Origin of the sequence: Microbacterium sp. 16-032, assembly GCF_041079455.1 — a bacterium.
Taxonomy (GTDB): domain Bacteria; phylum Actinomycetota; class Actinomycetes; order Actinomycetales; family Microbacteriaceae; genus Microbacterium; species Microbacterium testaceum_A.
Window position 1 is genome coordinate 192,485 of record NZ_JBFYGQ010000003.1, and the last position, 22,848, is coordinate 215,332.

Sequence of the window (22,848 nt, forward strand, 5' to 3'; positions counted from 1 at the left end):
CTCATGCGACGGGGTGGGCGGCATCGACCGGCGGGGTCATCCCTGTCGCCAGGGCGATGCGGTTCCACACGTTGATCGTCGCGATGGCGACCACGAGGGAGCCGAGCTCCTTCTCCGAGAAGAACGCGGCCGCGCGCTCCCACACCTCGTCGGTCACGCTCTCCGGCCCGACGAGGGTCACGGCATCGGTGAGGGCGAGTACCGCGCGTTGCCGGTCGTCGAGGAGGTCGCCGGCGTGGTGCCAGGCCGCGACGGCGTGGAGCGTCCGCGCGGGGACGCCGTGCGCGGCCGCCGCGGTGGCGTGCATGTCGACGCAGAACCCGCACCCGTTGAGGATCGACGCCCGCAGTTTGAGCAACTCGTAGAGGGTCTTGTCGACGTGGGTGCGCGCATACCCCTCGAGCGCGAGGACGGCGGCGTAACCGCCGCGGTTGGTGCGGGACAGGTCGATACGGGTCATCGGGGACTCCTCGCGGTAGGGGACGCGAAGATCGCGTCCACCAGAGGAGTCGAACGGCGACGGCGGAGTGTGACGGGCCTCAGGCCTCGACCGGGACCGCCGACACCGTCCGGTCGATCGTGAACTGTCCGAGCACGCGCGTGCCGTCGTAGAGCACAGCGGTCTGCCCGGGGGCGACCCCGTCGAAAGGCGTCTCGGGACGCACCGTCAGCACGCCGTCGACGAACTCGGCGACGGCGGGCACGGGGTCCGCGTGCGCGCGGATCTGCACGTCGCAGTCGAAGCGCTCGCCCTCGGGTGCGCGTCCGGCCCAGGTGTAGCGCTCCCCCGCGATCTCGGAGCACGCGAGCGCCTCTTTCGGCCCGACGACCACGGAGTTGGTGATGGGACGCACTTCGAGCACGAAGCGGGGCTTGCCATCGGCCGCGGGAACCCCGAGCTGCAAGCCGCGGCGCTGCCCCACGGTGAAGGCGTGCGCCCCCTCGTGCGTGCCGACCACGGCTCCCGTACGGTCGAGGATCTCGCCGCGCTCGGCACCCACCTTGTCGGCGAGCCAGCCGCGCGTGTCACCGTCGGGGATGAAACAGATGTCATGGCTGTCGGGCTTCTGCGCCACGGACAACCCGCGCTCCTCCGCCTCGGCGCGCACGAGCGCCTTCGACGGGGTGGACCCGAGCGGGAAGTAGGTGTGCGCGAGCTGCTCAGCGGTGAGCACACCCAGCACGTACGACTGGTCCTTGGCGTTGTCGGAGGCGCGGTGCAGCTCGCGCCCCCCGGGCGTGTCGACGAGAGTGGCGTAGTGGCCGGTGCAGACGGCGTCGAAGCCGAGTTCGAGGGCCCGCTCGAGGAGGGCCGCGAACTTGATCTTCTCGTTGCAGCGCATACAGGGGTTGGGCGTGCGCCCGGCGCGGTACTCCGCGACGAAGTCGTCGATCACGTCGTCGCGGAAGCGCTCCGAGAAGTCCCAGACGTAGAAGGGCATGCCGAGCTTGTCGGCGGCACGGCGGGCGTCCATCGCGTCTTCGATCGTGCAGCAGCCGCGGCTGCCGGCGCGGAGCGTTCCCCCGGCACGCGAGAGCGCCAGGTGCACGCCGACCACGTCGTGACCCGCCTCGACCGCGCGGGCCGCAGCCACCGCGGAGTCGACTCCACCGCTCATCGCCGCAAGAACTCGCATCGTCCCAGTCTACGAACGTCGGTCTGAACGGGCGCCGGATGCCACGGCCCGGGCGTACGCGTCGGGGAGACGGGTGAGAACGGCGTCGACGTCGGCGTCCGTGGAGGTGTGTCCGAGGGTGAATCTCAGCACCGATCGCGCCGCGCGATCGTCGAGCCCGAGAGCGAGCACCACGTGCGACGGCTCCGCCACGCCGGCCTGGCACGCCGACCCCGTCGACACGGCGATCTGCTCCATATCGAGCAGGAACAGGAGCGTCTCGCCCGCGGCATCCGGGAACAGCACGTGCGCGTTGCCGGGCAGACGCTCGGTCCGGTGCCCGAGCAGCCGGGCGGAAGGGATGGACGAGAGGATGCCGGTCACCAGGCGATCGCGGAGTGCGGCGAGCCGCTCCGCCTCGCCGTGGCGCTCGGCCTCGGCCGCCGTGAGGGCCGCCGCGAAGGCGGAGGCGCCCGCGACGTCCTGCGTCCCGGCGCGGAGGCTCCGCTGCTGGCCGCCGCCGTGGACGAGAGGCGTGAGCCGGGCGTGTCGCGAGACGACCGCGGCGCCAACGCCGACGGGACCGCCGACCTTGTGCGCCGAGACCGACATCGCCACGAGGCCCGAGGGCGCGCTCCCCGAGCCCCGCCACGCCGAGAACGACACCGGGATCTGGCCGAGCGCCGACACGGCGTCGAGGTGCAGGGGCACCCCGGCGTCGAGCGCGCGCCGCGCGAGGTCGGCGGCATCCTGGATCGTTCCGACCTCGTTGCTCGCGACGAGCGCCGTCGCGAGGGCGGCTCCCGGAAGAGCCGCAGAGAACGCCTCCGCGTCGATGCGGCCGAGCGGATCGAGGGGTACCGGGCGCACATGCGCATCCTGCGTCGAGGACAGCCACCCCACCGCATCGAGCGTGGCGTGGTGCTCGCCGTCGGGGAGCAGGATCGCGTCGGCGTCGGCGGAGCGCGACCACCACAGGCCCTTCAGCGCGAGATTGGCCGCCTCGGTGCCGCCGGACGTGAAGACGACCTCGATCGGCTGGCACCCGAGCACGGTCGCGAGAGCCTCGCGAGCGTCCTCGAGCAGGCGACGCGCGTCCTGACCGGCGCCGTGGATCGACGACGGGTTGCCGAGCACGTCGTGGGCGGCGAGCCACGCCTCTCGCGCCTCCGGGCGCAACGGGGTGGTCGCCGCGTGATCGAGGTATACCCGCATCCTCGCCCTCCCGGTATCTCCAGCGCCTTTCACTACCCTAAGACGCATGGTCCGACCCGAGACTGTCCTGCCCGCCCGCCCCGCCCTGCTCCGCTCGTCGCTCGACGATCTGGGCGTGCGGCTCGGCCCCGACGGGGGCACCCTGCGCGTCTGGTCGGGTTCCGCCGACGCGATGCAAGTGCTCGTCTTCGACGACGTCGACCTCGACTGGGCGACCGAGACCATCACCATGACCCCCGTGGGCGGGGGCGTGTTCGAGGCCACCACTCCCCTGCTGCGACCCGGCGCGCGATACGCGATCCGCGTCGGAGGGCCGCACGGCCCCGGACACACGTTCAACCCGCAGTCGCTCCTGATCGAGCCGTACTCGCGGGGGCTCGTCTCGGTCAGCTACGGCGACTGGCGCTCCGTGGTCGTCGACGGCTCTTTCGACTGGGGCACCTCCACCAAGCCCCGCGTGCCGATGGACCGCACGGTCATCTACGAGGGACATGTCAAGGGCCTCACCAAGCGGCATCCCTTCATTCCGCCCGCTCTGCACGGCACGTACGCGGGACTGGCGCACCCCGCGATGATCGATCACCTGCTCTCCCTCGGCGTCACCAGCGTCGAGCTGCTTCCGGTCCACGCCTTCGCCACCGAGCCTCGCCTGCTGCAGCTGGGCCTGTCGAACTACTGGGGCTACAACTCGCTCAACTTCTTCACCCCGCACGCGCCGTATGCCACGGCCGCCAGCCGCGCCGAGGGTCCCGAGGCCGTTTTGCGCGAGTTCAAGGGAATGGTGAAGCTCCTACACGAGGCCGGCCTCGAGGTGCTGCTCGACGTCGTCTACAACCACACCGCCGAAGAAGGCATCGGGGGGCCGCGCACGAGCCTGCGCGGCATCGACAACAAGGCCTACTACCGCCAGACCGCCGAGGGCGCGTACATCGACGAGACCGGCTGCGGCAACGCGGTGAACACCTCGACGGATGCCGCGGCACGACTCATCCTCGACTCGTTGCGGTACTGGAGCGACGAGGTGCAGATCGACGGCTTCCGCTTCGATCTCGCCGTCACCCTCGGCCGCGACGAGAACCACTCCTTCACGCCCGATCACCCGCTCCTCAGGGCCATCCGAGAGGGTGCCGCGCTGTCGGGCACCAAGCTGATCGCCGAACCCTGGGACGTCGGCATGGGCGGCTGGCAGACCGGCAACTTCGGCGAGGGCTGGCTGGAGTGGAACGACCGCTACCGCGATCGGGTGCGCAATTTCTGGCTGAGCGACATCGACTACGCCCGGCGCGCGGCCACCGCCCCGGTCGGGATCGGCGGCTTCGCCACGCGTCTGGCGGGATCGTCGAACACCTTCTCCGAAGACCGCGGGCCCCTCGCGAGCGTCAACTTCGTCACCGCGCACGACGGGTTCACCCTGCGCGACCTCGTCTCGTACGACGTCAAGCACAACCTCGGCAACGGCGAGCAGAACCGCGACGGCGCCGACACCAACCGCTCGTTCAACCACGGCGCCGAAGGCCGCACCACCGACGAACGCGTGCTCGCCACCCGCCGCAAGGCCATGCGCAACCTCATGGGCACGCTGCTGTTGTCGGCGGGAGTGCCGATGATCACCGCCGGCGACGAGATGGGACGCACGCAGCGCGGCAACAACAACGCCTACTGCCACGATTCCGCGCTCACCTGGCTGTCGTGGGACCTCGCCCCGTGGCAGGAGCACCTGTTCGCGCACACGCAGCGCCTCCTGCGGCTGCGCCGCGACAATCCCGCGCTGCGGCCCCAGCGCTTCGCCCGGCTCGGCGAGGTGATCCCCTCGGCCTCGGTCATGGAGTGGTTCGACGAGAACGGCGAGACGATGTCGAGCGAGCGCTGGAACGACCCGGCGCACCGGACCCTGCAGTACCTCGCGACCTCGACGCCCGAAGAAGAGGACCCGAACCGCGTCCTCCTCGTGATCCACGGCACCGAGGACGCCACCGAGATCGTCCTGCCCGATCTCGAGGACGCGGTCTACGTCTCGCTCTGGTCGAGCGCCGACGAGACGCCGTCCGATGACGAGGAGCGCTTCGCGCCCGGAGACGTCGTCCCCCTCGCCGGCGCCTCGATGCGACTGTTCCGCGTCGACTGATCCGGCCCCGCTGTCAAGGCCGGGCGAAACCGTACGGGAACGTCGGTGGCCCGCGATAGGTTCGGACCGTGGCCACCACGACGACTCCCTCGCCCGAGCTGCCCTGGCGCAGCGCCGCCTCGATTCCCGTGCGTCCGGTCAAGCCGACGCCCACCTCGCGCAGCGTGGTCACCCCGCGCATCCCGCTGGCGCTCCCGCACCCGAGCGTGCCCGGCGGCAGATTCCGCCCCTCCGCGTACGTCGGTGAGGCCGTGCCGTTCACCGTGACAGCGTTCCGCGAGGGCCACGACCGCATCGGCGTGCAGGTGCGCCTGTTCTCGCCGTCCGGCGACGAATCGCTGCACCGCCTGAGTCCCCTCAACGACGGCTTCGATCGCTGGTCGACGCTCGTCGCTCCGCTCGAGCAGGGCGTCTGGCGGTTCCGTTTCGAATCCTTCGCCGACGACTTCGCGACGTGGGAGCACGCCGCCGAGGTCAAGATCGCGGCGGGCGTCGATGTCGCCCTCATGCGAGAGATGGGCGCGCAGCTCTTCGATCGGGCGCGCGGCGAGAAGAAGCGGCCCGGCACCGACAAGGACCGCCTGTACGACGCCGCCCGCGCCCTGCGCGATCCCGACGTGCACGACGACACCGCGCTCCAGATCGTCCGCGACCCCGAGATCGCGGCGCTGTTCGAGGCCCGCCCCATGATGGGCCTGGTCTCTGTCGGGCGGGATGCCGAGCTGCTCGTCGAACGAGAGCGCGCCGGCGCCGGCGCCTGGTACGAGTTCTTCCCCCGGTCCGAAGGGGCACGACGAGCGGAGGACGGCTCGATCGTCAGCGGCACGTTCCGCACCGCCGCCGAGCGGCTCCCGGCCGTCGCCGGAATGGGCTTCGACGTGCTGTACCTGCCGCCGATCCACCCCATCGGCCAGACCAACCGCAAGGGGCCGAACAACACCCTCGTCACCGAGCCCGGAGACCCCGGCTCGCCGTGGGCCATCGGGGGCGCGGCAGGCGGGCACGACACCGTCCACCCCGACCTCGGCACTCTCGAGGACTTCCGCGCCTTCGTGCGGACCGCGCGCGAGAACGACATCGAGGTGGCACTCGACCTCGCGCTGCAGGCCTCGCCCGATCACCCGTGGGTCGCCGAGCACCCGGAGTGGTTCACCACCCTCCCCGACGGCTCGATCGCCTTCGCCGAGAACCCCCCGAAGAAGTACCAGGACATCTATCCGGTCAACTTCGACAACGACCCCGAGGGCATCCGCGCCGAGGTGCTGCGCATCGTCCGCCATTGGATCGCGCAGGGCGTCACGATCTTCCGCGTGGACAACCCGCACACGAAGCCCCTGCAGTTCTGGGAGTGGCTCATCGCGACCGTCAGCGCCGAGGAGCCCGACGCGGTGTTCCTGGCCGAGGCCTTCACGCGCCCCGCGCCGCTGCAGGGCCTGGCCATGGCGGGGTTCCAGCAGAGCTACACCTACTTCACGTGGCGCAACACGAAGGACGAGCTCGAGGAGTTCCTCACCGGTCTCGCCCACGAGACCGACGACTTCCTCCGCCCCAACCTCTTCGTCAACACCCCTGACATCCTCACCGAGTACCTTCAGTTCGGCGGGCGACCGGCGTACAAGATCCGCGCCGCCATCGCGGCCACCGCGGCTCCCACCTACGGCGTCTACGCGGGCTACGAGCTGTACGAGAACGTCGCGCGTCCGGGGTCCGAAGAGAACATCGACAACGAGAAGTACGAGTACAAGTTCCGCGACTGGGCCGCCGCCGAAGCCGCGGGTGACTCGCTCGCGCCGTACCTGCGCATGCTGAACGGCGCGCGGCGCGCGCATCCGGCGCTCGGGCAGTTGCGCAACCTCAGCGTGCACTGGAGCGACGACGACAGCATCCTCGTGTACTCCAAGCACCTCGACGCCGCCCTCTCGCCCGATGGTCGCAGCGACACGATCATCGTGGTCGCGAACGTCGACCCGCACTCGGCCCGTGAAACGACCGTCCACCTCGACACCACGGTCTTCGGCATCGAACCCGGCGCCACGTACGAGGTCGAGGATCTCGTCACCGGACAGGTCTGGACCTGGGCCGACCACAACTTCGTGCGCCTCGACGCCTTCGTCGAGCCGGTGCACATCCTGCACGTCAAGGAGAACCGATGACCTCCCTTCCCTCCGAGATCCTGGATGCCGTGGCCCACGGCGCCCACCATGACCCGCACAGCGTGCTCGGCGTGCACGAGACCGGCGAGGGATGGGTCATCCGTTCGCGCCGGCCCCTTGCCCGCGAGGTGGTCGCCGAACTGGCCGACGGCACCTCGGTCGCCCTCGAGCACGTCCGCGGGGGGATCTGGGAGGCGCCCGTCGCGGCCTACCCTGGCGCCTACACGGTGCGCGCGTCGTACGACGGTTCGGAGCACGTCTCCGACGACGGGTACCGCCACGCGCCGTCCGTCGGCGAGCTCGACCTGCACCTGATCGCCGAGGGGCGTCATGAAGAGCTCTGGCGCATCCTCGGTGCACACGTGCGCGAACTCGACGGGTCGACGGGCACCGCGTTCACCGTCTGGGCTCCCGATGCGCGCGCCCTGCGCGTCATCGGAGACTTCAACGGGTGGGACGGCGCCGGCCACGCCATGCGGTCGATGGGCGGCAGCGGCGTCTGGGAACTGTTCGTCCCCGGGATCGGCGTCGGCACGCGCTACAAGTTCGAGATCCTCACCCGCGCCGGCCAGTGGATCGAGAAGGCGGATCCCATGGCGCGACTCGCCGAGGTTCCTCCCGCCACGGCGTCCGTGGTCACCGATTCGACCTACGCGTGGGCGGACGACGAGTGGATCGACGAGCGCTCGCTCACCGCGCCGATCGACCGCCCGATGTCGATCTACGAACTCCACCTCGGTTCCTGGAAGCAGGGGCTGTCGTACCGCGACGCGGCCGACGAGATCATCGACTACGTCGGCGCGCAGGGGTTCACCCACGTCGAGTTCCTCCCGCTGGCCGAGCACCCCTTCGGCGGCTCGTGGGGGTACCAGGTGTCGGGTTACTACGCCCCGACGAGCCGTTTCGGCTCGCCGGACGACCTGCGCTACCTCATCGACCGTCTGCACCAGGCCGGCATCGGCGTGATCATGGACTGGGTCCCCGGCCACTTCCCCAAGGACGACTTCGCGCTCGCCCGCTTCGACGGCGAGGCCCTGTACGAGCACCCGGACCCCCGTCGCGGCGAGCACAAGGACTGGGGCACGCTCATCTTCGACTACGGCCGCAACGAGGTGCGTAACTTCCTCGTCGCGAACGCGCTGTACTGGTTCGAGGAGTTCCACGTCGACGGTCTGCGAGTGGATGCCGTGGCCTCCATGCTCTACCTCGATTACTCGCGCAACGAGGGCGAGTGGGCGCCGAACCAGTTCGGCGGTCGCGAGAACCTCGAGGCGATCCGGTTCCTGCAGGAGGTGAACGCGACCTCGTACAAGCGCTACCCCGGTATCGCCTTGATCGCCGAGGAGTCGACGAGCTTCCCCGGCGTCACGGCTCCCACCTCGCACGCGGGCCTCGGTTTCGGCTTCAAGTGGAACATGGGCTGGATGAACGACTCGCTGCAGTACATCGGGCGCGATCCCATGTACCGCTCGCACCACGAGGGTGAGCTGTCGTTCTCGTTCGTGTACTCGTTCAGCGAGAACTTCGTCCTGCCGATCAGCCACGACGAGGTCGTGCACGGCAAGGGCAGCCTCTTCGGTCGCATGCCGGGCGACCACTGGCAAAAGCTCGCCAACATGCGCGCGTTCCTGGCGTACATGTGGGGGCACCCCGGCAAGCAACTGCTGTTCATGGGCCAGGAGTTCGGGCAGATGTCCGAGTGGTCGGAGTCGCGCAGCATCGACTGGTGGATGCTCGACCAGCCCTCGCATGCGCAGCTGCACTCCTTCGTGGCCGAGCTGAACCGCGTCTACAAGGATCAAGCGGCCCTGTGGGCGCGTGATCACGACGGCGCGGCATTCTCGCGCCTCGGTGCCCCGGCCTGGAACACGAACGTCCTCGCCTTCGCCCGTCGCGATCACCACGGCAACACGATCGCCGTGGTGTGCAACTTCTCGGGCGTTCCGCTGACCGATTACCCCCTCGACCTGCCCGAATCGGGCACCTGGACCGAGATCCTCAACAGCGACGCCGAGGCCTTCGGCGGCTCAGGGCAGGGCAACTTCGGTGCGGTACAGACGGATGGTCGCGGAAGCGCGACGCTGACCCTCCCCCCTCTCGGGGTGCTGTGGCTCCACCACCGTTCGGGGAGCTGACCCCGGGCGTCTCGGCCCCTGCGCGGGGTGATCCGCGCCGGATCCACGGGTCTGACACACGCGCAAACGACGACGGCCCCGTCCCCCCTAGGGAGGACGGGGCCGTGCGATGTCCGGGCTCAGAAGAGCAACGAGGCCAGTCGCGAGCGGGCGCGGATCACCCGCGCGTCCTCGTCGCCGACGAGGCCGAAGAGCTCGAGCAGACGCTCGCGCACCGGGGCGCGCTCATCCCCGGGAAGCGCGGCGAAGAGGTCGAGCAGACGGCCGAAGGCGTCGTCGACATGCCCGCCCACGACGTCGAGATCCGCGACGAGGAATTGTGCCTCGAGCCCCGTCGGGTCGGCGGCCGCCGCGGCACGGGCCGCCTGGAGGTCGGCGTCCTGGACGCGGTCCAGCAGACGCACCTGTCCGAGACCGGCGCGCGCGTCGGCGTCGCGCGGGTTCTCGACGAGGGCCTTCTCGTAGGCGGTGATGGCGCGGGCGTAGTCGCCCTCTTCGATCGCGGCGAACGCCTCTGCGTGCAGCGGGGGCAGCTCGGGCTCCGCGGCGGGGGCATCGGCGGAGGGGGCGCCCTCGACCGGGACGGTACCGGTTACGCCGTGCTGAGCGGCGAGCTGCAGAAGCTGGGCGAACACGTCGCGCACCTGCTGCTCAGGGACGGCTCCGGTGAACAGGGGCACCGGCTGACCCGCCACGAGCGCGAGCACCATGGGGATCGACTGCGCGCGGAAGCCCTGCGCGAGCTGCGGGTTCGCGTCGACGTCGACCTTGGCGAGCACCAGGCGGCCGGCGAGCTCGGTGACCACCTTCTCGAGCACGGGGCTCAGCTGCTTGCACGGCCCGCACCACTCGGCCCACAGATCGATGACGACCGGGACCGTGCGCGAGAGCTCGAGGACCTCACCGAACGTCTCATCGGTCACGTCGAAGACCAGGGGCGGCGCGCCGGCGGGGCGCGGGGGCGTCGCGGGGGCGCCGGAGGCGGGTGCCGCCGGCGGCTGGGGACGGTTGCGCAACGACGAGAGGTCGACGGCACCGCGCATCACGGAACCGGGGGCGGGAGTGCTCACGGGGACACCTTCGCTTCGAGGAGGCTGGATCGGTAGCCGAGCAGGCGGATCTGATCGTCGGAGCCCTGGCTGGGCACGTAGAAGAAGACCTGGTCGGAGTATGTCGTGGTGAAGCCTGTCGCCGACTGGTCGACACCGGTCAGGGCCTTGACCGCCGGATTGTTGTCCAGCTTGATCACGGCGTCCTTGTTGGTGGGCTTCGCGGTGTCGCTCTCGTACACGTTGACCGCGACGATCGCACCGGTGTCGAGCGTCGCCAGCGCGATGGGCGTCGCGGCTCCCGCGGAGGCCGAGAAGCTGATCTCCGCCGTTCCCGCACCGGTCTGGTTGAGTTCGTCGGTGCGCTTGGTCTTGTTGTCCTGGATCGCCGAGAGCAGCAGGTCGTTCGCCGTGTCGAACTTCGCGAACGAGGCGCTGTTCTGGCCGTTGTTGATGACATCCGCGTAGGCGGCGGCCACCTTCTCGGGCGCCATGACGAGGAAGGACGAGTCCGGCGGAACCTGCGTGGCACCGACGTAGGGCGCCGCGAGCTCGGGAAGGTTCGTCGAGGCCTCGAGGTTGCCGACGTACGAGGCCTTGTACTCCTCCCACGGCGTCTGCTGCGTCATCATCATGATCGTGGTCGTGGGGGTCGCGGCATCCGCCGACTCCACCACCGTCATGAGGGTGCGCGGCCACGTTCCCGTGGTCTGCGGCAGCACGATCTGCACGGGCTCCGCCGGGATCGCGGGCAGGGCGGGTCGGTCGGGGATCGCGGCGCGCAGCTTGTAGTTGGTCTGCCGCTCCGCGAGAGCCGGGCCCGACAGCCGCTCGGCGACGACGTTCCCGTCGAGCGAGGCATCGGCCTGCGCGACGGTCGACGAGACCTTCGCCACAATGCGCTGCGCCTGCGCCTCGGTGACCGCCGGCGGGAACTGCCCCTCCGGGACGATCACCGTCGGAGTGGGGCTCGGCGACTCGGTCGCCGCGAGCTGCGGCCACGCGTCAGCCGAGCATCCCGCCAGCAGAGCGATCGACACGCCCAGCGCGGGGATGGCGACCAGAGCGCGGCGACCGCGCAGGGCCCCGCGGACTCGCGACCCTCCGCGGCGAGCGGGGCTCTGGCTCACGACGCCTTTGCTCTCGGCATCCGCGTCGACCGTCGAAATCGGCTCGGTGACCGGAAGGGGCAGCCCCTTGCGGCGCGGACGACGCTGACGACGGACATGGCGGATGCCGAGCAGGTAGAGCACCAGACCGGCCAGAAGGACGATTCCGCCGCCGACGATGAGTGGACCGGCCCACGGCGTGGAGTCGTCGATCGGCCAGGTGAGGCTGACGGTCGAGGGGGCGGGGGCCGTTCCGTCGGAGGCGACGAGCACGCTCATGTCGGACGGGAGCTGCAGAGTGGTCGACAGCGATCCGGTCTGTTCGAACTCGTCGAGCCAGAGGTCGGAGTCCACGGGCGATCGTCCGGTGGTCGCGGCGCCCGAGGCGGGGGTGACCGTCGGCGCGACCTCGGAGGTCTGGACGGTGCCGGCGCCGTCGAGGGTCACCGCGGTGTAGGGGACGTCGGCGAGCCACGCGGTGACGTCGGCGGTGCGTCCGTACGAGACGAACACCGCCCCATCGCCTTGGACGCGCAGGGTCTGCGCCCCGGGGACGCTCGTCAGCACTGCGCCGTCGATCAGCGTGAACGCCGTCGAGCCGTCGGTCTGCACGTTGGCCGAGGTCTCCGAAGGGCCGTGGAACACGGTCCTTTGGGCGATACCGGCACCGATCATGGCGGCAGCGATGACGAATGCCACCACGGCCCAGACGAATCTCACGCTTCACACCATCCCCACCGGTGGCTCGGGCGCCACCGAATCGACATTTCAGACTATCCGAGGGCGCCTGAAAGTTCGCGGCGAGGCCCGTCGCGCGCTCGGTCGGGCCATCCGCTCAGTATCCTGACGACACGGGCACGTCAGCCCGGCTGATGCGGGAGTCGTTCGGCATGAAGATTCACAATCCCTTCCGGGTGGCTCTGCTCGCCACGCTCGGCGTCGGAGTCGGCCTGCTGCTCATCGGCAGCGTCCAGAACCTGTCGACGATCCTGTTGTACGTGGGCACGGCGTTGTTCCTGTCTCTCGGCCTCGACCCCGTCGTGTCGTTCCTCGAGCGTCGAGGTCTCCCCCGCTGGGCGGCGGTGCTGGTGACGATCCTGGCGGTGCTCGGCGTCTTCGCCGGGATCATCTTCATGGTCGTCCCGATCATCGTGAGCCAGATCGCCCAGCTGGTGTCCCAGATCGAGCAGCTGCTGCAGCCCGGTCGGTGGAACGAGATCGTCACCGACGTGCAGGCCTGGGTGTCGCAGACCCTCCCCTGGCTGAAGATCGACGAGGTGTGGGCGGGGATCCAGCACTGGTTCTCCACGCTCGACGTCGGCAGCATCTCCACGATGATCGGCAACAGCCTCCTCACCATCGGCGGCGCCGTCGCGGCCGGCCTGGGCGGCGCGTTCATCGTGCTGATCCTCACGATCTACTTCACGGCATCCACTCCCTCGCTGAAGTCGGCCGTCTACCAGCTGGTCCCGGCCTCGAAGCGCGCCCGATTCATCGAGCTCGCCGAGAAGATCACCGACTCCGTGGGCTACTACGTCATGGGGCAGGTCAGTCTCGGAGTCATCAACGGCGTCCTGAGCGCCATCTTCCTGTCGATCATCAACGCGCCGTTCCCGGCCGTGCTGGCGGTCATCGCCTTCTTCTTCTCGCTCATCCCCCTGGTGGGCACCCTCACGGGGTCGACGATCATCGTGCTGACGTGCCTCATCCCGGGCCTCGGCACCCCCACGTGGGCGATCCTCGCCGCCGCGATCTACTACCTCGTGTACATGCAGATCGAGGCGTACGTGATCTCGCCGCGCATCATGAACCGCGCGGTCTCGGTGCCGGGATCCGTCGTCGTGATCTCGGCCTTGGCCGGCGGCGCCCTGTTGAACCTGCTCGGCGCGCTCATCGCCATCCCGGTCGCCGCGAGCATCCTCATCATCTACCGCGAGGTCATCATCCCGCGGCAGAACGAACGCTGAGCCCGTCCGCGGACACCCGGCATCGACGCCGGAGCACCGGCGCGCGGGTTCAGCCCGCGATCTCGCCGTCCCACTCCACCGGGAGCGGCAGGGCGTCCGGGTTGACCGCCGCGACGATCTCGGTGAGCACGCGACGGGTCTGCGTCTCGCCGACCCACAGGTGCTTGCCGCCCTCGACCGCGATGAGGGTGGCATCCGGTACCGACGAGAACCGCTCGCGGGCCTCGTCGGGACGCAGGTAGTCGTCGAACTCGGGGACGAGCACGACCATGCGGCGCTCGTCGCCCGCCCAGGCGGCGACCTCTTCGGCCGTCGCGCGGTGCAGCGGGGGCGAGAGCAGGATGACGCCCTCGATGTCGTGATCGCGACCGTACTTCAGCGCCAGCTCGGTGCCGAACGACCAGCCGACGAGCCACGGCCGCGGCAGACCGCGCTCACGGACGAAATCGACGGCGGCCGCGACGTCGAAGCACTCGTTCGCACCCCCGTCGAATGCCCCGTCGCTGGTCCCGCGAGCAGACGTCGTTCCCCGCGTGTTGAAACGCAGCACCGCGAGGTCGGCCAGCGCCGGCAACCGGCCCGCCGCTTTGCGCAGGATGTGCGAGTCCATGAAACCGCCCGCCGTGGGCAGGGGGTGAAGCGTGACGAGGCTGGCGACCGGGTCGCGATCGGCCGGCAGCGCCAGCTCGCCCACCAGGGTCAGCTCGTCGACCGTGCGCAGCTCGACGTCCTCGCGACGGGCGGGCAGAAGAACGGGTCCGCGAATCTCCATCAGGCGATCCTCCAACAGTGCGTGTGCCAATGACGACGGGCGGCGAGATCGGCTGCGTCCCCGAGGACGCCGTCGGCGCGCCAGACCACCACGTGAGCGGTTCCGGCCTCCACGGTCCGACCGCACCCGGGGCACAGGTAGTCCTTGACCGCCTGTTGGCCCGAGATGGGCTGCACCGTCCACTCCCCGCCCCGCTTGACCTCGGTGCGCTTCCACCCGGCGATCAGACGATCGAGCGACTCGTCGCCTCGGGAGGAGTCCGGGCGCCGTTTACGGGAGCGGGGCATGGATGCCGCTCACCACCAGTGGTTGGCGGACCAGAACGCGTAGGCGCCGGCCCATCCGCCGTAACGCCCGGTGGCGTAGCCGGTTCCCCAGCGCAGATTGTCGACCGGGTCGTAGCCGTTGCCGGGGACCTTGCTGCACGGCAGGGCCTGCACGAGGCCGCAGGCGCCGGACGAGCGGTTCGTCGCGTTCGGGTTCCAACCGCTCTCGCGACTGACGATGTAGTCCACGAAGCCCATGTCGGATTCGGAGATGCCGGCAGCGGCCATCCACTCGGCAGGAGCGCCACCACCGGTGTAGAGCATGGGACCGGCGTTGCCCGAGGACGAGCCGGAGCCGGAGTCCTTCTCGCGGGACGGCGTCGGCGTCGGGGTGGGCGTCGGCTTCGGCTTGACGTAGACGTTGTAGCTGGCCCGGTCGAGCTGCGGCGCCTGCTTCTCGCCCGAGGTCGACACGGCCTGCGTGTCGCCGAGACCCTCGGCGTACAGGGTGACCGTATGCGGCTCCTCGGCCTGAGCCGGCAGCAGCGAGGCGCCCATCGGGCCGACGTATGCACCGACGAACAAGACCGCGGCCGCAGCCCCGAAGACGCCGACCACACCGCGACGACGCGACCAGCGGGGGCTGGAACGGTGCGGGAGAGACGGCGGGACCACGTCGACCGAGGCGCCCCGGCGGGCGACACGGGACGTGGATGCGCGCGAAAGTTCCGAACCAGAAGTCACAGTGCGCTCGATTCTACCGACGCCCGAGGCCGGATGCCACGCGTCGGGGTCATCCGACGGCGAGCATCACTTCGACGACGGCGTCGAGGACGGCGTCGACCTGGGTCTCGCGGTACCCCCCGCGCTGCATGCGGAACGCGACCGAGCGCACCTGATCGGGTGTCACCGGATCACCCGCCGCGAGGTAGCGGGCGACGCGATCGGCGACCACGTCCACCTCGTCGACCCGGTAGCCGTAGCGCAGGAGGCCGACGCGGTCGAAGCGCGAACCCCGCGGACGACGAAGACGGTCGAGCACCACCTGCGCCGTGTCCCGGGTCTCGGCGACCCACGCGCGGGCGCCGAGACGCGAGAGGGCGTGCTCGCGCTCGCGCGCGGCGAAGGCGTCCTCGACACGGCCGAGAGCGGCGTCCACGGCCTCCACCTTGTAGCCGCCCTTGACGAGCGGGAAGGCGGCGGCGCGAACCTCGGAGGAACGCAGGGCCCCGACCTCGTCGGCTTCGAACGCTTCGCGCGCGCGGGCCAGGAAGACGTCGACCGCGCGCTTCTCGTACCCCTTGGTGCGACCCGAGGTCGTGGGGAACGGCATCGCGGCCACGGTGTCGTGGATCGGCGTCTCGGTCATGACACTCCCAGGGGGGACAGCAGATAGAACATCACCAGGGCGGCGGTCGCCGACGGCAGGATCGAGTCGAGGCGGTCGAGCACTCCCCCGTGACCCGGAAGCCACGAACTCATGTCCTTGATGCCCAGGTCCCGCTTGAGCATCGACTCCCCGAGGTCGCCCACGGTCGCCGTCGCGAGGACCACGGCCCCGAAGATGAGACCGGCCCACCACGGCACCTGCAGCATGAAGGCGGCCAGGAGCGCGCCCGCCACGAGCGCCGCGACGCACGCTCCCGCGAAGCCCTCCCAGGTCTTCTTGGGGCTGATGCGGGGGGCCATCGGATGCCGACCACCCCGGCCGAACGTCAAGCCCGAGACGTACGCGCCGGTGTCGGCCGCCACCGCCAGGATGAGGAACGCGAGCACCCACCACTCCCCGCGGGGCTGCGCGAGGAGGATCATCGCGACACTCGTCAGGAAGGGCACGTACAGCTGCACGAAGCTCGCGACGAGGACGTCGCCGATCACCTCGATGTGAGCGCGACCGTCGGACGCGAACATCTGGGCCGTCAGGCGCCAAACGATGACGACGACGACGGCGACGAGGGTGGCGATCCAGTGCACCCACGGGCCCAGGAAGAACCCGCTCAGCAGGAGCAGGAACCCCATGACGAGCTGCGGGACCACATCGACGCGACGCCCCGCCACCTGGAGGGCGCGCGAGAACTCGAGGACGCCCAGGACCATCGCGGCGGCCGCGAACAGGACGAACAGCCATTTGACGAAGATCAGCGAGGCGATGACGATCACGCCGATGCCGACCCCGATCAGGGTCGCCACGATGAGGTCGCGCCCCGTGCGCTGCTTGATCCGCTCGTTGGCCTGGTCGAACTCGGCGCGGGCGTGCGCGATCCGCTGATCGGCGTCCGACCGCATCGCGCGCAGCTGCGACTCGATCGCGGTCACCCCTTCACCCGTGGTCGGCGAACGGCGCGCTGATTCGGCCCGGCGCGGCGAGGCGGACGGATCGACCGGCTCGCTGTCGCCGATCTCGGGAGCGTCGGGCATGGGGGTCAGACCTCGAGGAGCTCAGCCTCTTTGCGCTTGAGCGCCTCGTCGATGAGGTCGACGTGCGTGCGCGTGACGGTGTCGAGCTCCTTCTCGGCGCGGACCAGCTCGTCCTCGCCGACGTCGCTCTTCAGCGCGTCGAGGTCGTCCTTGGCCTTGCGGCGCAGGTTGCGGACCTGCACCTTGGCGTCCTCGCCCTTGCCGCGCACGATCTTGACGTACTCCTTGCGGCGGTCCTGCGTGAGCTCGGGCATGGTGACGCGGACGATGTTGCCGTCGTTCGTCGGGTTCACCCCGAGGTTCGGCATGTCGCGGATCGCCTGCTCGATCGCCTTCAGCGCCGACTTGTCGTACGGGTTGATGACGAGAGTGCGCGCCTCGGGGTTGTTCAGCGAGGCGAGCTGAGCCAGCGGGGTGGGCGAGCCGTAGTAGTCGACCAGCACCTTCTGGAACATCTGGGGGTTCGCGCGTCCGGTACGGACCGTCGCGAAGTCTTCCTTGGCGGCCTCCACGGCGCGATCCATACGCGCTCCGGCATCGGCGAGGACATCGGAAATCACGGTGACTCCATTCGTTGGGACTGACTGTTCAGTCTAGTCGCGCGCGGGCCCGGCTCCCCGGGCCCGCGCGGCGCGTCATGCGGTGACGAGGGTGCCCATCGTCTCGCCGAGAAGGGCCCGGGTGACGTTTCCGGACGGCTCCATGCCGAACACGCGCATATCCATTCCGTTGTCCATGCAGAGGCTGAACGCCGTGGAGTCCACGACCTTCAGACCCTTCTGCAGGGCGTCGTTGTAGGTGACGTGATCGAGCTTCGTGGCCGTCGGATCCACGTTCGGGTCGGCCGTGTAGACCCCGTCGACGCCGTTCTTCGCGACGAGGACCTCGGTCGCTCCGATCTCGAGCGCGCGCTGGGCGGCGACGGTGTCGGTGGAGAAGTACGGCAGTCCGGCGCCGGCGCCGAAGATCACGACGCGACCCTTCTCGAGGTGACGGACAGCACGACGCGGGATGTAGGGCTCCGCGACCTGGGTCATCGAGATAGCGGACTGCACGCGCGTGGCGGCCCCCGCCTGCTCGAGGAAGTCCTGCAGCGCGAGGGAGTTCATCACGGTGCCGAGCATTCCCATGTAGTCGGCCCGCCCGCGGTCCATGCCGCGCTGGCTGAGCTCGGCGCCGCGGAAGAAGTTGCCCCCGCCGACGACGATGGCGATGTCGACGCGGTCGACGGCCTCGGCGATCTCACGGGCGATCTGGCCCACGACGTCGGGATTCACGCCCAGTTGGCCCCCGCCGAACGCCTCCCCCGACAGCTTCAGCAGAACTCGGCGGCGCTTGGTGGCTTCATCGATCACGTGTGATGTCCTCTCGTCTTGAACAAACTATCCCCCCGCACCCGCGACCGATACGCAGGAACCGATATGGGACGCGGGCAGGGAAAAGGCCCGGGATGCCGTGGCATCCCGGGCCTCATGACGGGCCCTGAGCCTGTCGAAGGGTTACGCGCCGACCTTGAAGCGGGCGAAGTCGGTCAGCGTGAGACCGGCGTCGGACGCGACCTTGGCGACGGACAGCTTGTTGTCCTTCGCGTAGTCCTGGTCGAGCAGCGAGACCTGCTTGAAGAACGCGTTCACGCGGCCCTCCACGATCTTCGGCAGCGCAGCCTCGGGCTTGCCCTCGTTGCGGGAGATCTCGGTGACGATCTCGCGCTCCTTCTCGACGTCGGCCTCGGGGACGGCGTCGCGGGTGAGGTACGAGGGGTTGGCGAACGAGATGTGCTGCGCGATCGAGCGAGCGGTCTCGGCGTCATCGCCCGAGTAGGCGAGGACGACGCCGACCTGCGGGGGCAGGTCCTTGCTGGTCTTGTGCAGGTAGACCTCGAACTTGTCGCCCGAGATGGTGCGCACGCGACGGAGCTCGACCTTCTCGCCGATGATCGCGGCCTCGTCCGAGATGAGCTGCTCGACGGTCTTGCCGTCGGCGTCAGCGGCCAGGGCGGCCTCGACCGAGTCAGCACCGGCGGCGGCGGCTGCGTCGACGACCTTGTCGGCCAGAGCGATGAAGCGCTCGTTCTTGGCGACGAAGTCGGTCTCACAGGCGAGCTCGAGAAGCGTGACGGAACCGTTGTTTTCGCGGGCGGCGACGAGGCCCTCGCTGGTCGAACGGTCGGCGCGCTTGGCGTTGCCCTTCGCGCCCTTGAGGCGCAGGATCTCGACGGCCTTCTCGACGTCGCCGTCAGCCTCTTCGAGCGCCTTCTTGGTGTCGACCATGCCCGTGCCGAGCTGCTCGCGCAGCGCCTTGATGTCGGCGATCGTGAAGTTTGCCATGGTGTGGCGTCTCCTTGTCGTTTGCGTTCTAGATGTGAGCCCGGCGGGGCCGTGTCGCCACCCTCCGAAGAGGGGGCTGTCACGACCCCGCCGGATCGTAGCCTGTGCGGGTAGCGGGCCGTTCACGCGGAGGAGAACGGAACGCCTCGCGGCTTACTTGCTGTCGGTGGCCTCAGCGTCAGCGGCCTCGGTCTCGGTCTCGGCGGCCTCGGTAGACTCGCCGGCCGGAGCCTCGGTCGACTCAGCGGGAGCCTCGTCGGTCGACTCGGCCGCGGGGGCGTCGGTCGACTCGGCGGGGGTCTCGAGCAGCTCGCGCTCCCACTCGGCGAGGGGCTCGGCGGCCTCTTCTTCACCGGCGGGCTGGTGGCGCTGGATGAGGCCCTCGGCGGCGGCGTCGGCGATGATGCGCGTGAGCAGGCTCACCGAGCGGATCGCGTCGTCGTTGCCGGGGATCGGGTACTGGAACTCGTCGGGGTCGGCGTTCGTGTCGAGGATGCCGATCACGGGGATGCCGAGCTTCTTGGCCTCGTCGACCGCGAGGTGCTCGCGCTTGGCATCGACGACCCAGATCGCCGAGGGGGTCTTCTGCAGGTTGCGGATACCACCGAGCGACTTGTGCAGCTTGTCGAGCTCGCGCTTCTTGAGCAGCAGCTCCTTCTTGGTGAAGCCGCTCTCGGCCGGGTTCTCGTAGTCGAGCTCCTCGAGCTCCTTCATACGGGCGAGGCGCTTCGACACCGTCTGGAAGTTGGTGAGGAGGCCACCGAGCCAGCGCTGGTTGACGTAGGGCTGGCCCACGCGGGTCGCCTGCTCGGCGAGGACTTCCTGCGCCTGCTTCTTGGTGCCGACGAAGAGGATGGTGCCGCCGTGCGCGACGGTCTCCTTGACGAACTCGTACGCCTTGTCGATGTAGCCGAGCGACTGCTGGAGGTCGATGATGTGGATACCCGAGCGCTCGGTCAGGATGAAGCGCTTCACCTTCGGGTTCCACCGGCGGGTCTGGTGTCCGAAGTGAACGCCGCTGTCGAGCAGCTGGCGGATGGTGACGACGGCCATGGTCGTACTCCTGTTTCTGGGCGCTTTCGCGCCGTGGTTGTGGTTGTTCGCGTCAGACGGTCCGCCTGACGAGCCTGGTACCCGGCGCACACCCGCCATCCGCCGAAGCGGAGGACCAGGGGGTGTGGATGCCGCGCGGTGCGCTGCCCCGGAGGGCGGCGCGATGCGCTGTGGGCACGCGGAGTCATCCCGACATGCGAGATGCGTCCTCCAGCATACAGGACTGCTCCTCCCCACCCGCGTGCGGGCGCGAACTCTCCCCGGTCTCGCCTCCACCGCGCTCGGCACGGACCCGGGGAGAGAAGACTTCGCTGATGATCCCGGCATCCGCCCGCCTCGTCACTCTCGCCCTTCTGACGGCGACGCTCCTCGTATCGCCGCCCGCCGAAGCGTCCGACGGCGACCCGCTCGGCGACCTCGCCTGGGTGTGGCCCGCGATTCCGGCCCGGGTGGTGCGGCCGTTCGTCGCCCCTGCTCACATGTACGGTCCGGGTCACCGCGGGCTCGATCTCGCGGGAGATTCGGTCCGGTCCCCCGCGGACGGCCGCGTCGCCTTCGTGGGGGCCGTAGCCGGGCGCGACATCGTGACCATCGACCACGGCGACGGCCTCGTGACGACGCTGGAACCCGTGGTCACCGACCTGGATGTAGGTGCGGTCGTCGCGCGCGCGTCACCGGTGGGGCGGGTGGCCGCCGGTGGGCACGCCGGCCCCGCGACCGTCCACTTCGGGGTGCGGTGGAACGGTGAGTACGTGAATCCGCTGCGCCTGCTGGGCGGCGTCCCGCGAGCGGTGCTGCTGCCCTGCTGCGAGAGGTGACCCGGCGGGCCCGCTCATCCGATCCGGTTGCCGCGGCCCTCGACGGTCTGGGTGCCGATGCCGCCCGTGGCGCTCACGATGTTGTCCTGCCCGCGGACCGTGACGGCCGAGATCGCACCGCCCGCCTGGATCGAGGACCGATCGCCGCTCAGATCGGCGCTGCCGATCGCCCCCGAGGAACGGACCGAGCCGTCATTGCCCTGCAGGATGAGGGCATCGATCGACCCGGCGTCGATGCGGGCGCGGTCGCCGGAGATGCGGAGGGTGCCGATCGAGGCCCCCGAGGCGTCGACGGTGAGGGCCGCCCCCGAGACGGTGAGCTCGGCGCACGTTCCGACGATGCGGACGCTCTGCTCGGCCCCCGATACGGTCCGGCTTCCCCCGTCGCCGCACGAGACGGCGTCGGTGCCGGATCCTGCGGCGGGAGTCGACGGGCCCGTCGATGAGACCGGCGCGGGAGACGTTGTGACGACGGAGGGCGAGGGCACGGCGACCGGGGGCGGAGGGCTCGAGGCGACGAGCCCGGGAGGAAGACGGGTTTCGACCGGCTCCGGGGCGAGGCTGCACCCGCTGAGCACCCCGACGAGCGCGACGACGCCGATCGCGGCGGGCACCAGGCGGCGGGGGATCACGGTTCCACGCTAGGGGGTCCGGCACGCATGCGCACGCATACGGGACACTTCACGGGCCGACCGGCGAGAACCCGACGGCGAGGTGAGCCGCGCGGCCTGCCGGAGCGCTGGCTGAGGACGGGCTCCTCGGCACGAGGCGCTGCGCCACCCGGGTCGCCCGCGCCGACCCCTCAAGCGCGCGGGTGCGCGAGTCGGTAGGCCTCGCGGAGGCGCTCGGCGGAGACATGGGTGTAGATCTGCGTGGTGCCCAGACTCGCGTGGCCGAGGATCTCTTGCACGGAGCGCAGATCGGCGCCCCCGTCGAGCAGATGGGTCGCGGCCGAGTGCCGCAGAGCGTGCGGCCCGAGCACGTCCGCTCCCACACTCGGCGCCACGGTTCTCGACACGAGGGCGTGCACGGCCCTCGGCCCGAGACGCGAGCCCTTCGCCCCCAGGAACACGGCGCGCTCGTGCGGGCGCGTCGCAGCCCCGGCTTCGCGGGCGGGAATGCGGGAGCCGCTCCCCCTTCCGTCGTGGCGCGACCCGGATGCGAGAGATGCGGATGCCTCGACCCGGCGTGCCTGCAGGACGGGACGGGCCCGCACCAGGTATGCCTGCAGCGCGCGAGCGGCGGGGAGTCCGAACGGCACGACGCGGTCCTTGCCGCCCTTGCCGCGCAGGAACAGGGTGCGTCGATCGTGATCGATGTCGTCGAGGTCGAGACCGCACACCTCGGAGACCCGCGCGCCCGATCCGTAGAGCACCTCCAGGAGGGCGTGGTCTCGGAGCGCCACGGCATCGCCACTCGCCGCGCGCTCGGCCGCCGCGGTCAGGACGTCGTCGAGCGCGTCGGTGGTCGCGACGGCGGGGAGGGTGCGCCCGCGCTTCGGAGACACCAGCCTCCGCGCGGGGTCCACCCCGACCAGCTCTTCCTCGACGGCCCAGGCGAACAGCCCCCGTACCGTCGACGCGCGACGCGCGGCGGTCGCCTTGGACTGCCCCGACTTGGCCGACTGCCACTGCCATTCGCGCAGATCCTCCACGCCGACCTCGCCCAGGGGGCGATCGCCGACCCACAGGATCAGGTCCGCGAGATCCGCGCGGTAGGCCCGCACCGTCGCCGGAGAGAGTCGGCGCACGTCGGACAGGTGGGAGAGATATCCCGCGACGGCCTCCGACAACTGCATCCCCCCAGAGTGCCCGCAGGCCGGCCG

The 22,848-nt window shown here is 70.2% G+C and carries 21 protein-coding genes; 5 read left to right on the forward strand and 16 right to left on the reverse strand.

Going from position 1 to position 22,848, the window contains the following annotated elements:
- Position 1: 1 nt before the first annotated feature.
- The 3 genes from AB6V31_RS07185 to AB6V31_RS07195 form a co-directional block, all read right to left on the reverse strand.
- Positions 2 to 460 (reverse strand): carboxymuconolactone decarboxylase family protein, encoded by a 459-nt coding sequence (locus AB6V31_RS07185; protein ID WP_056230947.1) that lies wholly within the window; start codon positions 458 to 460, stop codon positions 2 to 4.
- A 79-nt stretch (positions 461 to 539) separates the two neighbouring features.
- Positions 540 to 1,637, reverse strand: coding sequence for a tRNA 2-thiouridine(34) synthase MnmA (mnmA, locus tag AB6V31_RS07190; protein ID WP_074695086.1), 1,098 nt, complete (start codon positions 1,635 to 1,637; stop codon positions 540 to 542).
- 9 nt (positions 1,638 to 1,646) lie between these two features.
- Positions 1,647 to 2,831, reverse strand: coding sequence for a cysteine desulfurase family protein (locus AB6V31_RS07195; protein WP_369364813.1), 1,185 nt, complete (start codon positions 2,829 to 2,831; stop codon positions 1,647 to 1,649).
- A 46-nt stretch (positions 2,832 to 2,877) separates the two neighbouring features.
- On the opposite strand from AB6V31_RS07195, the gene glgX reads away from it, so the two are divergent.
- From glgX to glgB, 3 genes are all read left to right on the forward strand, one after another.
- Positions 2,878 to 4,956 (forward strand): glycogen debranching protein GlgX, encoded by a 2,079-nt coding sequence (glgX, locus tag AB6V31_RS07200; protein WP_268104103.1) that lies wholly within the window; start codon positions 2,878 to 2,880, stop codon positions 4,954 to 4,956.
- Positions 4,957 to 5,141: 185 nt separating this feature from the next.
- Positions 5,142 to 7,109: an alpha-1,4-glucan--maltose-1-phosphate maltosyltransferase gene (locus tag AB6V31_RS07205; RefSeq protein WP_056232312.1), complete on the forward strand. Its 1,968-nt coding sequence runs from the start codon at positions 5,142 to 5,144 to the stop codon at positions 7,107 to 7,109.
- Positions 7,106 to 9,244 carry a 1,4-alpha-glucan branching protein GlgB gene (glgB, locus tag AB6V31_RS07210; RefSeq protein WP_369364816.1) on the forward strand — a complete coding sequence of 713 codons (2,139 nt, stop codon included), beginning with the start codon at positions 7,106 to 7,108 and terminating at the stop codon, positions 9,242 to 9,244. The genes AB6V31_RS07205 and glgB overlap by 4 nt, the downstream gene beginning before the upstream one ends.
- Positions 9,245 to 9,363: 119 nt before the next feature.
- Here the strand turns inward: glgB and AB6V31_RS07215 are convergent, their stop codons facing one another.
- Positions 9,364 to 10,314: a tetratricopeptide repeat protein gene (locus tag AB6V31_RS07215; protein WP_369364818.1), complete on the reverse strand. Its 951-nt coding sequence runs from the start codon at positions 10,312 to 10,314 to the stop codon at positions 9,364 to 9,366.
- Positions 10,311 to 12,122 (reverse strand): glycosyl transferase, encoded by a 1,812-nt coding sequence (locus tag AB6V31_RS07220; protein WP_369364819.1) that lies wholly within the window; start codon positions 12,120 to 12,122, stop codon positions 10,311 to 10,313. The genes AB6V31_RS07215 and AB6V31_RS07220 overlap by 4 nt, the downstream gene beginning before the upstream one ends.
- 170 nt (positions 12,123 to 12,292) lie before the next feature.
- Here AB6V31_RS07220 and AB6V31_RS07225 point away from each other — a divergent pair, with 170 nt between their 5' ends.
- Positions 12,293 to 13,369 carry an AI-2E family transporter gene (locus AB6V31_RS07225; protein WP_056232310.1) on the forward strand — a complete coding sequence of 359 codons (1,077 nt, stop codon included), beginning with the start codon at positions 12,293 to 12,295 and terminating at the stop codon, positions 13,367 to 13,369.
- A 49-nt stretch (positions 13,370 to 13,418) separates the two neighbouring features.
- Here the strand turns inward: AB6V31_RS07225 and AB6V31_RS07230 are convergent, their stop codons facing one another.
- The 9 genes from AB6V31_RS07230 to rpsB form a co-directional block, all read right to left on the reverse strand.
- Positions 13,419 to 14,141, reverse strand: a complete 723-nt coding sequence (locus AB6V31_RS07230) for an alpha/beta hydrolase (RefSeq protein ID WP_369364821.1) — start codon at positions 14,139 to 14,141, stop codon at positions 13,419 to 13,421.
- Positions 14,141 to 14,428 (reverse strand): hypothetical protein, encoded by a 288-nt coding sequence (locus AB6V31_RS07235; protein ID WP_369364823.1) that lies wholly within the window; start codon positions 14,426 to 14,428, stop codon positions 14,141 to 14,143. Before AB6V31_RS07235 ends, AB6V31_RS07230 begins: the two co-directional genes overlap by 1 nt.
- Positions 14,429 to 14,437: 9 nt before the next feature.
- Positions 14,438 to 15,151: a transglycosylase SLT domain-containing protein gene (locus AB6V31_RS07240; RefSeq protein WP_074695091.1), complete on the reverse strand. Its 714-nt coding sequence runs from the start codon at positions 15,149 to 15,151 to the stop codon at positions 14,438 to 14,440.
- 49 nt (positions 15,152 to 15,200) lie between these two features.
- On the reverse strand, positions 15,201 to 15,776 hold the full coding sequence (locus AB6V31_RS07245; RefSeq protein ID WP_268104106.1) for a DivIVA domain-containing protein: 576 nt from the start codon (positions 15,774 to 15,776) through the stop codon (positions 15,201 to 15,203).
- Positions 15,773 to 16,825 carry a phosphatidate cytidylyltransferase gene (locus AB6V31_RS07250; protein ID WP_369364826.1) on the reverse strand — a complete coding sequence of 351 codons (1,053 nt, stop codon included), beginning with the start codon at positions 16,823 to 16,825 and terminating at the stop codon, positions 15,773 to 15,775. Before AB6V31_RS07250 ends, AB6V31_RS07245 begins: the two co-directional genes overlap by 4 nt.
- A 5-nt stretch (positions 16,826 to 16,830) precedes the next feature.
- Complete coding sequence (gene frr, locus AB6V31_RS07255) at positions 16,831 to 17,385, reverse strand: ribosome recycling factor (protein WP_056230923.1); 555 nt, start codon at positions 17,383 to 17,385, stop codon at positions 16,831 to 16,833.
- 75 nt (positions 17,386 to 17,460) lie between these two features.
- Positions 17,461 to 18,180: a UMP kinase gene (pyrH, locus tag AB6V31_RS07260; protein ID WP_369364827.1), complete on the reverse strand. Its 720-nt coding sequence runs from the start codon at positions 18,178 to 18,180 to the stop codon at positions 17,461 to 17,463.
- Positions 18,181 to 18,324: 144 nt separating this feature from the next.
- Positions 18,325 to 19,152 (reverse strand): translation elongation factor Ts, encoded by an 828-nt coding sequence (gene tsf / locus AB6V31_RS07265; RefSeq protein WP_056230918.1) that lies wholly within the window; start codon positions 19,150 to 19,152, stop codon positions 18,325 to 18,327.
- 153 nt (positions 19,153 to 19,305) lie between these two features.
- Positions 19,306 to 20,205, reverse strand: coding sequence for a 30S ribosomal protein S2 (gene rpsB, locus AB6V31_RS07270; RefSeq protein WP_369364829.1), 900 nt, complete (start codon positions 20,203 to 20,205; stop codon positions 19,306 to 19,308).
- A 314-nt stretch (positions 20,206 to 20,519) separates the two neighbouring features.
- Here rpsB and AB6V31_RS07275 point away from each other — a divergent pair, with 314 nt between their 5' ends.
- Complete coding sequence (locus AB6V31_RS07275) at positions 20,520 to 21,023, forward strand: murein hydrolase activator EnvC (protein ID WP_268104109.1); 504 nt, start codon at positions 20,520 to 20,522, stop codon at positions 21,021 to 21,023.
- A 14-nt stretch (positions 21,024 to 21,037) separates the two neighbouring features.
- Here AB6V31_RS07275 and AB6V31_RS07280 read toward each other — a convergent pair whose 3' ends face one another.
- Complete coding sequence (locus AB6V31_RS07280) at positions 21,038 to 21,655, reverse strand: hypothetical protein (RefSeq protein WP_369364831.1); 618 nt, start codon at positions 21,653 to 21,655, stop codon at positions 21,038 to 21,040.
- Positions 21,656 to 21,825: 170 nt separating this feature from the next.
- On the reverse strand, positions 21,826 to 22,821 hold the full coding sequence (locus AB6V31_RS07285; RefSeq protein ID WP_369364833.1) for a tyrosine recombinase XerC: 996 nt from the start codon (positions 22,819 to 22,821) through the stop codon (positions 21,826 to 21,828).
- Positions 22,822 to 22,848: the final 27 nt, after the last annotated feature.